Annotated in this window: 9 protein-coding genes; 8 read left to right on the top strand and 1 reads right to left on the bottom strand. The window is 72.4% G+C overall.

The genetic code is table 11. From position 1 onward, the window contains the following. Positions 1 to 169: 169 nt before the first annotated feature. Together ACFJIT_RS02330 and ACFJIT_RS02325 are read left to right on the top strand one after the other, a co-directional pair. Positions 170 to 2521, top strand: coding sequence for a YadA family autotransporter adhesin (locus ACFJIT_RS02330; RefSeq protein ID WP_379654906.1), 2352 nt, complete (start codon positions 170 to 172; stop codon positions 2519 to 2521). A 64-nt stretch (positions 2522 to 2585) separates the two neighbouring features. After that, the gene (locus ACFJIT_RS02325) at positions 2586 to 4475 is read left to right on the top strand and encodes a S8 family peptidase (protein WP_379654905.1); all 1890 of its coding nucleotides are present in this window, start codon (positions 2586 to 2588) and stop codon (positions 4473 to 4475) included. 195 nt (positions 4476 to 4670) lie between these two features. On the opposite strand, the gene ACFJIT_RS02320 is transcribed toward ACFJIT_RS02325, so the two are convergent. Then, on the bottom strand, positions 4671 to 5531 hold the full coding sequence (locus tag ACFJIT_RS02320; RefSeq protein WP_379654904.1) for a YicC/YloC family endoribonuclease: 861 nt from the start codon (positions 5529 to 5531) through the stop codon (positions 4671 to 4673). A gap of 103 nt (positions 5532 to 5634) precedes the next feature. Between ACFJIT_RS02320 and rph the strand changes: the two genes are divergently transcribed. The 6 genes from rph (at position 5635) to ACFJIT_RS02290 (ending at position 11627) form a co-directional block, all read left to right on the top strand. After that, the gene (gene rph / locus ACFJIT_RS02315) at positions 5635 to 6363 is read left to right on the top strand and encodes a ribonuclease PH (protein WP_130517090.1); all 729 of its coding nucleotides are present in this window, start codon (positions 5635 to 5637) and stop codon (positions 6361 to 6363) included. Next, the gene (locus tag ACFJIT_RS02310) at positions 6360 to 6746 is read left to right on the top strand and encodes a VOC family protein (protein WP_379654903.1); all 387 of its coding nucleotides are present in this window, start codon (positions 6360 to 6362) and stop codon (positions 6744 to 6746) included. Before rph ends, ACFJIT_RS02310 begins: the two co-directional genes overlap by 4 nt. Continuing rightward, complete coding sequence (gene rdgB / locus ACFJIT_RS02305; protein WP_337053956.1) at positions 6746 to 7342, top strand: RdgB/HAM1 family non-canonical purine NTP pyrophosphatase; 597 nt, start codon at positions 6746 to 6748, stop codon at positions 7340 to 7342. Before ACFJIT_RS02310 ends, rdgB begins: the two co-directional genes overlap by 1 nt. Before the next feature lie 117 nt (positions 7343 to 7459). Beyond that, complete coding sequence (gene hemW / locus ACFJIT_RS02300; protein WP_379655695.1) at positions 7460 to 8617, top strand: radical SAM family heme chaperone HemW; 1158 nt, start codon at positions 7460 to 7462, stop codon at positions 8615 to 8617. A 359-nt stretch (positions 8618 to 8976) separates the two neighbouring features. Next, the gene (locus ACFJIT_RS02295) at positions 8977 to 11292 is read left to right on the top strand and encodes a DUF1631 domain-containing protein (RefSeq protein ID WP_379654902.1); all 2316 of its coding nucleotides are present in this window, start codon (positions 8977 to 8979) and stop codon (positions 11290 to 11292) included. Further along, on the top strand, positions 11289 to 11627 hold the full coding sequence (locus tag ACFJIT_RS02290) for a PilZ domain-containing protein (protein ID WP_130517082.1): 339 nt from the start codon (positions 11289 to 11291) through the stop codon (positions 11625 to 11627). The genes ACFJIT_RS02295 and ACFJIT_RS02290 overlap by 4 nt, the downstream gene beginning before the upstream one ends. Positions 11628 to 11665 lie beyond the last annotated feature (38 nt).

Below are 11665 nucleotides of genomic sequence, written 5' to 3'. Positions count from 1 at the left end.
CGTGCGAGAACTTGCGGGTGACAAGCCGGTGACGGCCCGCCTAAGTTCGCCTCACGGAGCGCGCCTGGGGACGACGGCGCGGCTTCCAGACCACTGCCAACCGATGCGGAGGCGCACACGCGCCGCCGATGTCGCCTTCTGCCCCGACGTTTTCCAGCCCGAGATCGCCATGAACGAATGCACCTGTCTGCGCGGCGCCGCCGCCCGCCATCCGACTCTCCGCACCTGCAGCACCCTGGCCCTGGCCTGCGCGCTGGGCCTGGCATCGACGGCCATGGCGCGGACCCCCGCCGCCACGGCGACCGTGCCGGCCGGCACGGTCCAACCCGCCGCCGGCAGCAACGCCACGGCCAGCGCCGTCGGCGTCGGTCCGACCGCGGTCCCTTATGACCCCAGCTTCTACTTCCAGGCCACCGGCAGCGACCAGAGCGACGCCGGCGCCTATGCCGAGGGCGAAGAGGCGCTGGCCGCCGGCGAAGCCGCCTCGGCGGTCGGCACCGGCGCCATCGCGCTTGGTGCCGGCGCCGTCGGCTACGCCAACCAGGCCCTGGCCACTGGCCATAACAGCCTGGCTACCGAGGTCTCCACCACCGCCGTCGGCGGCATGCTCGACCTGGACTTCTCCTATCAGCCCAACGGCGTGGTGGTGCTGCAGCAGACCTCGGCCACCGGCCTGGCCGCGACCGCGCTGGGCGCCGGTGCGCAGGCCAGCGGCGAGTACAACGTGGCCGCCGGTGCCGGCGCGATCGCCAGCGACCGCTCCAGCGTCGCCGTCGGCGGCATCGTCGATGTGGGCGAGGAAATGAATCCCGGTTTCGGCGTGGAAGGCATCCAGCTGCAGGCCACCCAGGCCACCGGCCCGCTGTCCACCGCGCTGGGCGGCGGGGCGCTGGCCACCGCCTACAGCTCGACCGCAGTGGGCGCCCTGGCCGAGGCCAGTGCCAACCGCACCGTGGCCGTGGGCACCACCGCGGTGGCCAACCAGTACGCCGCCGTGGCGGTGGGCGCGCAGAGCCAGGCCATCGCCGAGTGGGCGACCGCCTTCGGCAACGGTGCGCGCGCCTGGGGCACCCACGCGGTGGCCATCGGCCCTCAGGCCTACGTGCAGAGCGACGATGGCACCGCGCTCGGCAATGCCGCCTTCGCCGGCGGCGTCGGCGCCACCGCGCTGGGCAACGGCTCCTGGGCCGGCGGCACCCGCAGCCTGGCCATCGGCGCGGCGATGGTGTGGAACGGCAACTTCTTCCTCGACACCCCGGTGATGTTCTACGACAGCATCGCCATGGGCACCCTCGCCGATGTGTTCGGCGACCGTTCGGTCGCGATCGGCCCGGATGCGCGGGTCGGCAACTCGCAGTTCGTCAACGACCAGCAGATCATCACCAACAACAGCGTGGCGCTGGGCGCCGGCTCGGTCAACGAACGCGACAACACCGTGTCCATCGGCGCGGCCGGCGCCGAACGCCAGCTCACCAACCTGGCCGCCGGCACCATGGACACCGATGCGGTCAACCTGGCGCAGCTGCGCAAGGTCGCCGCGGCGTTCGGCGGCGGCAGCACGATCGACGCCGACGGCAACCTGATCGGCGGCGACTATCTGGTGCAGGGCGCGCACTACGGCGACCTGGGCTCGGCGATGGGCGCCATCGACACCGCCCTGACCGGGTTCGACAGCCGCATCAACACCATCGCCACTTCCGGTGGCGGGCGTGGCGTCAGCGTCGGCAGCGGCGACACGACCTCGCCCAGCACCGGCGCCGGCACCAACGCGGTGGCCGTGGGCGCCGGTGCCACCGCCAATGGCGACAACGGGCTGGCGCTGGGCGCGCAGGCGCTGGCCTACGGCCCCAACGACACCGCCGTCGGCGCCAATGCGCGCGTCAACGCCGACGGCAGCACCGCGGTCGGCGCCAACGCCAGCGTCGCGGCGGTAGCGACCAACGCGGTGGCGGTGGGCGAAAGCGCCAGCGCCTCGGCCGCGTCCGCCACCGCGCTCGGCCAGGGCGCCTCGGCCAGCGCCGCCAACGCGGTCGCGCTGGGCCAGGGCGCGGTCGCCGACCGCGCCAACACGGTCTCGGTGGGCAGCGCCGGCAACGAGCGCCAGATCGCCAACGTCGCCGCCGGCAGCGCCGGCACCGACGCGGTCAACGTGACGCAGATGCGCGCCGGCGACAGCGCCACCCTGAGCAGCGCCAACGCCTACACCAACACCCGCATCACCGCGCTGGACGACAACTTCAACCAGCTGCGCACCGAAACCGAGCATCGCCTGGACGGCATGGACCGGCGCATGGACAAGCTCGGCGCGATGAGCGCGGCGATGCTCAACATGGCGGTCAACGCCGCCGGCACGCAGAGCCCGCGCGGGCGCGTCTCGGTCGGCGCCGGCTTCCAGGGCGGGCAGCAGGCGCTGTCGGTCGGCTACGCCCGCAAGATCGGCGAGCGCGCCTCGTTGAGCCTGGGCGGCGCCTTCAGCAGCGGCGAGTCCTCGGCCGGCATCGGCCTGGGCATGGACCTGTGACGTCCCGCGGCGGCGCGTGCGCCGTCGCCTTCTCCCCTCTCACTTCTCTTTCCAGGATCCGCAGATGATGTCTTCCAATACGCTCGCCGCCGCCCTCGCCGCCGTGCTGTTCGCCGGTGGCGCGCAGGCGGCCTCCCCCACCATCGGCCTGGGCGGCGTGCGCGGCCCGGCGCCGCAATCGGCCCCGGCCACCGAGCTGGGCCAGCGCTTCATCGTCAAGACCCGTGCCAGCGGCACGCAGGCGCGCAGCCTGCTGGCCACCACCCTGAGCAGCGCGGTGGCGCGCAGCGGCATGCAGCGCGCCCTGATCACCAACAGCGGACTGACCCTGCGCAGCGCGGTCAGCGCCAGGGTGCTGCGCGACATGGCGGTGCCGGGCTGGCACGTGGTGCAGACTTCGCGCGCCTTGAGCGACAGCGAGCGCGCCGCCTTCGTCGCCGAACTCAAGGCCGATCCGTCGGTGCTGTCGGTGCAGGTCGACCGCCTGTACCAGCGCCTGGACGAGGCCAGCGTGCGCGGGCCCGCGTTCACGGCGGCCGCCGCCTCCACCACGCCCAACGATCCGGCCTACGGCCGGCTGCAGTGGAACTTCCACGACGCGGTCGGCGGGGTCAACGCCGAGCAGGGCTGGACCCGCTCCACCGGCCAGGGCGTGGTGGTGGCGGTGGTCGATACCGGCGTGGTCCGGGACAACCCCGACCTGGCCGCCAACGTCCTGCCCGGCTACGACATGATCACCGACCGCCGCGTCTCGCGCCGCGACAGCGACGGCCGCGTGCCGGGCGGCTACGACCTGGGCGACTGGGTGGAAGCCAACTACTGCACCGCGCTCGGCGCATCCGGCAACGCGCCCGAACCCAGTTCGTGGCACGGCAGCCATGTCTCCGGCACCATCGCCCAGGTCACCAACAACAACCTGGCCACCGCCGGCCTGGCCTACGACGCCAGGATCCTGCCGGTGCGCGTGCTCGGTTCCTGCGGCGGGTTCGGCAGCGACATCGCCGACGGCATGCTGTGGGCCGCGGGCCTGCCGGTGGATGGCCTGCCGACCAATCCGAATCCGGCCGAAGTCATCAACATGAGCCTGGGCAGCAGCGGCCCGGACAGCTGCCCGGCGCTCTACCAGGACGCGATCGACCAGATCAACGCCAAGGGCACCATCGTCGTGGTCGCCGCAGGCAACTCCGACGCCGATGCCGGCACCTACACCATGTCCTCGTGCAACGGCGTCATCAGCGTCGGCGCCTCGCGCATCAACGGCGGCCGCGCCAGCTATTCCAACTACGGCACCCGCGTGGACCTCGCCGCGCCGGGAGGCGGCGGCGACATCGACGGCAATCCTGGCGGCTACATCTTCCAGGTGATCAACGGCGGCACACAGGGTCCGACCGGCGACTGGCAGATCGGCGGCATGGCCGGCACCTCGATGGCCTCTCCGCACGTGGCCGCGGCGGTGGCGATGGTGCAGAGCGTGGCCACCACCCCGTTCACCTGGAGCGGCATGCGCGACCTGCTGCGCGCCAGCGCGCGGCCGTTCCCGGTGGCGATCCCCAGCAGCACCCCGATCGGCGCGGGCATCCTGGATGTGGACATGCTGCTGCAGATGGCCACCACGCCGCCGTGCCAGCCCTCGGACAGCAGCTGCGTGCCGCCGACCAAGACGCTGACCAACAAGGTGGAGATGCGCGGCCTCAGCAGCCAGGGCGGCGATGCGCTGTACAGCTTCCAGGCCGCGGCCGGCACGTCGGTCAGCTTCATGACCTTCGGCGGCACCGGCAACGTGGCGATGTACGTGGCGGCGGGCAGGACGCCGACTGCCAGCAGCTACGACGCCCGTTCCACCCGCGCCGGCAGCACCACCCAGACCGTGCGCGTCACCCCTTCCGGCACCACGACCTACTACGTGCGCCTGAGCGGCAGCTACAGCGGCCTGACCCTGGTCGGGCGGCAGTAAGGCCGGCCCGTGCGGCGACGGTCGCGACCGTCGCCGCACGGGCATCAGCGAAGACGTTGTTCGCCATGGAGGGCGGCAGCCGCACAAGCCGGCCTGGTGAGGACAGGCTGAGCGTGCGCAGGTCACCGCTTTGCGGTGTTGACGCGCCCCCGGCGTTCCGCGGGGGGCGCTACGGACGGTGCCGTCTTGGTGAAGCTACTCCAGGTTCTGCACCTGCTCGCGGATCTGGTCGATCAGCACCTTCAGTTCGACGGCGATGTTGGTGGTGCGCACATCCACCGACTTGGAGCCCAGGGTGTTGGCCTCGCGGTTGAACTCCTGCAGCAGGAAATCCAGGCGCCGGCCGACGGCGGCCTCGCCCTTCAGCACGCGGCGGATCTCCTTGATGTGGCTGTCCAGGCGATCCAGCTCCTCGTCCACGTCCAGCTTTTGCAGGGACAGCACCAGCTCCTGCTCCAGGCGCCCGGGGTCGGCCGGCTGGGCCAGGTCGGCCAGGCGCGCCTCGAGCTTCTGGCGCTGGCCGGCGCGGATCTGCGGCATCAGCGTGCGCGCCTGCGCGGCGAGCGCGGCGATGGCGTCCACGCGCTCGGCGATGGTCTGGGCCAGCTGATGGCCTTCGCGCTCGCGCGCGGCCACGAACTGGTCCAGCAACCGCTCCAGCAGCGCCAGCGCCGCGCCCTGCAGCGCCTCGGCATCCAGCGCCCGGCTGCGCAGCACGCCGGGGAACTGCAGCAGCTCGGTCAGGCTGGTGCGCAGGCCGGGAAAGCGGATGGCCAGCTGCGTGTTCACCGCCACCAGTTCGTCGACCATGGTCTGGTCCAGGTGCAGGCCGCCCTCGCCTTCGGCCGTGCGCAGGCGCAGCACCAGGTCGAGCTTGCCGCGGGCCACCCGCGCGGCCACGCGCTCGCGCAGCGCCGGTTCGAGCGCGCGCAGCTCGTCGGGCAGGCGCAGGCTCAGTTCCAGGAACCGGTGGTTGACCGCACGCAGTTCGGCGCTGAGCGCGCCGCCGTCCACGGGCTGTTCGACGGTGGCGTAGGCGGTCATGGAACGGATCACGGCGGGGCTTTTCCGGAGGGCGAAGAGGGCGTGGATGGTACCCTAGGGTGCCTGGCCGGCCGGTCTCCAGATCGCCGCCCCTCCTCAAGCAGGCATCCCACGCATGACGTTTTCCCGCCCCAGTGGTCGCACCGCCGACCAGCTCCGCCCCGTGTCCATCCAGCGCGGTTTCACCCGCCATGCCGAGGGCTCGGTGCTGGTGTCCTTCGGCGACACGCGCGTGCTGTGCACCGCCTCGGTGGACAACAAGGTGCCGGCCTTCCTGCGCGGCAAGGGCGAGGGCTGGGTGACGGCCGAATACGGCATGCTGCCGCGCTCCACGCATACCCGCTCGGACCGCGAGGCCGCGCGCGGCAAGCAGGGCGGGCGCACGCTGGAGATCCAGCGCCTGATCGGCCGTGCGCTGCGCGCCTGCGTGGACCGCGGCGCGCTGGGCGAACGCACCATCACCCTGGACTGCGACGTGCTGCAGGCCGATGGCGGCACGCGCACGGCGGCCATCACCGGCGCCTACGTGGCCCTGGTCGATGCGATCAACGGGCTCAAGGCACGGCGCGAGATCAAGCGCGACCCGATCTTCGGCGCGATCGCCGCGGTGTCGGTGGGCATCTACAAGGGCGTGCCGGTGCTGGACCTGGACTATGCCGAGGACAGCGACTGCGACACCGACATGAACGTGGTGATGAACGACGGCGGCGGCTTCATCGAGGTGCAGGGCACGGCCGAGGGCCATGCCTTCCGCCGCGAGGAGATGGACGCGCTGCTCGGCCTGGCCCAGGCCGGCATCGCCCAGCTGGTGCAGGCCCAGCGCGACGCGCTCGCCCAGCCGTGACCCGACGCATCGCCCTGACCACGCTGGTGGTGGCCGACTACGACGAGGCGATCGCCTGGTACACCGGCAAGCTGGGCTTCGCCCTGCTCGAAGACCTCAACCAGGGCCACAAGCGCTGGGTGGTGGTTGGCCCAAGCGACCAGCGCGCCGCGGCCCTGCTGCTGGCCCGCGCGAGCGACGAGCAACAGCGCCAGCGCATCGGCGACCAGACCGGCGGGCGCGTGGGCTTCTTCCTGCACACCGACGACTTCTGGCGCGACCACGCCGCCATGACCGCGGCCGGCGTGGAATTCCTGGAACGCCCGCGCGAGGAGGCCTATGCCACCGTCGCGGTGTTCCGCGACCTGTATGGCAACACCTGGGATCTGCTGGAGCCGAAATGATCAAGCGCCTTGTCCTGGCCAGCGGCAATGCCGGCAAGCTGGACGAATTCGCCGCGATGCTGGCGCACCTGCCCTACGAGGTGGTGCCGCAGAAGCAGCTCGGCGTGGAGGACGTGCCCGAGACCGGCCTGACCTTCGTCGAGAACGCTCTGATCAAGGCGCGCCACGCCGCCGCGGTCACCGGGCTGCCGGCGCTGGCCGACGACTCCGGTCTGATCGTCGATGCGCTGGGCGGCGCGCCCGGCCTGTACAGCGCGCGCTACGCCGGCCAGCCCACCAGCGACGCAGCCAATAACGCCAAGCTGCTGGAGGCGATGCGCGACGTGCCCGACGATCAGCGTCGCGCGCGCTTCTACGCGGTGATCGTGCTGCTGCGTCATCCCGAGGATCCGCAGCCGCTGATCGCCGAGGGCGCGTGGGAAGGCCAGATCACCCGCGAGCTGCGCGGCAACGGCGGCTTCGGCTACAACCCGCTGTTCCTGGATCCGGACCACGGCCTGACCGCGGCCGAGATGGACACCGCGTTGAAGAACCGGCTGAGCCATCGCGCCCGCGCGCTGGAAGCGCTCGGCCAGCGTTTGACCACGCTGTTCTGACACCGCCAAGCCTGGCCCGACCCGATGCTTCCCGTGGCACCCCCTGTCGATGCTGCCGACGCCCGGCCCGATGACGCGCGGCTGTTCGATCCGCTGCACGCGGCCCAGCCCGCGGACGTGAAGCTGATCCCGCCGCCGCTGTCGCTCTATGTGCATCTGCCCTGGTGCGTGCGCAAGTGCCCGTACTGCGACTTCAACTCGCACCAGGGCAGCGGCGCGCTGCCCTTCGATGCCTACATCGACGCGCTGATCCGCGACCTGGACCAGGACCTGCCGCTGGTCTGGGGCCGCACGATCCACAGCGTGTTCTTCGGCGGCGGCACGCCCAGCCTGTTCCCGGCCGAGCACATCGACCGCTTCCTGCAGGCGGCCAGCGCCCGGCTGCGCTTCGCGCCCGAGTGCGAGGTGACCCTGGAGACCAACCCGGGCACGGCCGAGCACGACCGCTTCGGCGCCTATCGCGCCGCGGGCGTGAACCGGCTGAGCTTCGGCATCCAGAGCTTCGACGATGGCTGCCTGCAGCGGTTGGGCCGCATCCACGACAGCGCCCAAGCGGAAGCCGCGGTCAAGCTGGCCCAGGACGCCGGTCTGGACAATCTCAACCTGGACCTGATGTACGCCCTGCCCGGCCAGTCGCTGGCGATGGCGCTGCACGATCTGGAGCGCGCCTTCGCCCTGCAGCCGGCGCACGTGTCGCACTACCAGCTCACGCTGGAGCCCAACACGATGTTCTTCGCCAGGCCGCCGCAGGGCATCCCGGAGGAGGACGACGCCTACGACATGCAGGAGGCCTGCCAGGCGGCGCTGGCCGACGCCGGCTATGCGCACTACGAGGTCAGCGCCTACGCCCGCCCGGGACGGCAGTGCGCGCACAACCTCAACTACTGGCGCTACGGCGACTATGTGGGCATCGGCGCCGGCGCGCACGGCAAGATCGGTTCCGGCGCGGGGCAGCGCATCCTGCGCCGCTGGAAGGTCAAGCATCCGGCCACGTATCTGGCCAGCGCAGGCACGCCGGCCGGCATCGGCGGCGACGACGAGATCGCCCCGGCGCGGCGCCCGTTCGAGTACATGCTCAACCTGCTGCGGCTCAAGGAAGGCTTCGCCCTGCGCGACTTCCAGGTGCGCACCGGGCTGCCGGCCGCGCATCTGGCCACGCCACTGGCCCAGGCGCAGGCCAACGGCTGGCTGCGGGTCGAGGACGGGCGCGTGGTGCCCACGCCGCTGGGGCTGCGCTTTGCCAACGACGTGATGGCGCTGTTCCTGGAAGGCTAGGCGCACCGCTTTCGCGCGTCCCCATCGCGCGCGCTGTCGCTTGGTGGGAGCACCTGTCTCTCGGATCAAGCCGCGGCCTCCTTGTAGAGCGGAGCTTGCTCCGCTGGGGCCTTCCCCACCAACCGAACGAAGAGCAGCGGAGCGAGCTCCGCTCTACAGGTGGGAGCCGCCATGGCGGCTCCCACGAGGCGCAGAACTCAGCGCCGCGATGACCGGCTGCGGCGCATCCCGCCGGCCAGGCCAAGACCCCTCGCGGTGCGGCCATTGTCGGCCTTCGATGGCGTTGTGTTACAAAACCGCCGCAAAGCGCATGACCGCACGGGAACCCGATGGTCGCTCCAGGGGCTGCTTCACCGATCTTGACCGCCACCGACACGCTGGCTTCGGCCGCGTTGCCCGTGCGCGTGCGCCGGATCCTGGAGGCCTTGCTGGCCCAGCTGCAGCAGGCGCTGTTCCTGGGCGTGGAATCCAGCCTGGACGCGCTGGAGCAGGAGCTGTTCCTCAGCGCCAACCGCGCCCGCAGCAACGAGACGCAGACCAGCTACCTGTCGCACCTGCAGCACCTGCGCCGCGACCGCGCCAAGGTCCTGCCGGCGCTGCTGGCGCGGCTGGAGGCCGAGCTGGCCGCCCTGCGCAGCCCGCCCCAGCTCCCTCAGGCCGTCGAACAACCGCCCGCGCTGTTGACCCTGGTCGAGGACGCGGTCATCGACCAGAACATCGTCCTGGAGGAGATCGCGCGCCGCCACAGCCATCGCCACCAGCAGGCGCTGCACCTGCTGTCCCAGCGCTTCGGGGTGCTGGCCGGCAGCCCGGCGCTGGACGAGGCGCGCCAGCCGCTGTCGCCGCACTCGCTGTGCCAGGCCCTGCGCGTGGGCGCGGCCACGCTGGAGGTGGACCTGACCTCTCAGCTGCAGCTGTACCGCCTGTTCGAGCAGCACGTGATGTCCGGCTATGGCGAGCTGCTCGAACAGATCGCCCAGACCCTGGGCCGCCAGGGCGTGCTGCCGGGGCTGGGGTTCGCCCCGCAGCGCGCCCGCACGCCGGCCGCACGCAGCGCGTCCGACCCCGCACCGGCCCCGCCGGCATCCAAGACCGGCCTGCCGCCGGTGGAGCTGCCCGGCTGGGTCCGCCCCGGTCAGGCCCGGCGTTCGACCGCGCCGGTGGTGAGCTTCGCCTCGCTGCAGCGGCTGCTGTCGGCCAGCCACGCCCGCGCCAGCGCGCCCCCGCCGGCGGCCAAGGACGCCGGCCTGCTGCCTGCCTGGATGAAGCCCGGCGCCTCGCACCCCGCGCCCCCGTCGCTCACCTCGCCGGGCCCGGCTGCGGGCGGCGCCAACACCACCCCGCCCTCGGCCGGTGCACCGCACACGGGCGGCTTCGGCGCGGCCAGCGAGGCGTCGCTGCCCACCGCGCACGTGCTCAGCACGCTGCAGACCCTGCAGCTGCAGGTCGCGCAGGGCCAGGTGCCGAGCACGCCGCTGGCGCTGGAGGACATCCGCGAGCGCGTCCTGGCCGGCCTGCGCCGCCTGCACGGCCCGCAGGCCGAGCTGGCGCGCGAGGATGCCGACACCTTCGAACTGCTGGACCTGCTGTATCGGCAGATCGGCCGCGAGGTCCGCCGCGGCCCGGCCTCGGACATGCTCGGCCAGCTGCAGGTGCCGGTGGTGCAGGCCGCGCTGAACGACCGCGCCTTCTTCCTGAGCCCGCAGCATCCGGCGCGCGAACTGCTCAATGCCGTGGCCGAGTCCGGCGCCAACTGGCTGGGCGAGGACGACACCGACCCGGTCCTGCTGGCCAAGCTCAAGGCGGCCGTGTCCAAGGTGCTGACCGAATACACCGGCGACGAGGCCGTGTTCGCCCAGGCCCACCGCGACGTGCAGGACCACTTCCAGACGGCCGCGCGCAAGGCCGAGGTGGCCGAACGCCGGCTGGTGGAGGCCGCGCGCGGGCGCGACCGCCTGGAGAACGCCAAGACCGCCGCCGCCGACAGCATCGACCAGGCCCTGGGCGCGCGGCCGATCCCGCCCTTCGTGCAGGCCCTGCTGTCGCAGGCCTGGGCCGACGTGCTGACCCTGATCCGCCTGCGCCACGGCGATGACTCGGACGAATGGCAGGAAGTCTCAGCGCTGACCACGCGCATCGCCGATGCGGTGACCGGGCAGGACACGCCCGAGCCCGCGCTGCCGACGCAGATCGAGCAGGCCCTGGTCAAGGTCGGCTACCACAGCGACGAGGCCGCGGTGATCGCCCGGCGCCTGGCCAACGCGCCCGAGCCCGAGCTGCCCGGCGAGCCGGCGCTGAAGCTGCAGGCCAAGGTCGCCGCCGCCGCGCAGGTCGCCCCGCGCCGGCCCGCGCCGCTGCCGCGCTCGCCGGCCGAACAGGCCAGCTACGAATCGCTGCGGCGGCTGCCGTTCGGCACCTGGTTCGAATTCGTGCAGAACCAGCAGGGCGACCTGCGCCGGCTGCGCCTGTCCTGGTACAACCCGACCAGCGGCCACGCGCTGTTCGTCAGCGCGCGCGGGCAGAAGGTCGGCGAGCACACGCTGGACAGCGTCGCGCGGCTGATGGCCATCGACCAGGCGCGCCCGGTCAGCGAAGAGCACGGCAGCCTGCTCGACCGGGCCTGGCAGGCCGCCCTGGCCAAGCTGCGCGACCTGGCCGGCATGGAGGCCGCATGAGCATCACCGAAGCGCGCCGCGCCCAGCGCCGCAGCCCCGACGGCGCCATCGCCGTCACCGACACCATGACCGGCCAGCTGGTCGGCCGCGTCGGCAACCTGTCCGAGGCCGGCATGCTGCTGGTGGCCGACACGCCGGTGCGCGAGGACGCGCTGTACCAGCTGCAGTTCTCGCTGCCGGTCGGCTCTACCGGCCGGGAGACCGATATCGACGTCGGCGCGCACCTGCTGTGGACCGGCGCGGCGCACACCCCCGGCCAGTCGCTGGCCGGCCTGCGCTTCCTCACCGTCTCGGCCGAGCACCTGTCCGCGCTGCGCGACTGGATCGAACGCTAGCGCACTCGCACGCCGACGCGCGGCCGTTGGATTGGCAG

The organism is Pseudoxanthomonas sp. UC19_8 (assembly GCF_042700505.1).
GTDB classification, from domain to species: Bacteria; Pseudomonadota; Gammaproteobacteria; order Xanthomonadales; family Xanthomonadaceae; genus Pseudoxanthomonas_A; species Pseudoxanthomonas_A winnipegensis.
The sequence above is the reverse complement of the archived record's forward strand: the minus strand, read 5'-3'. Positions and strand labels throughout refer to the sequence as shown.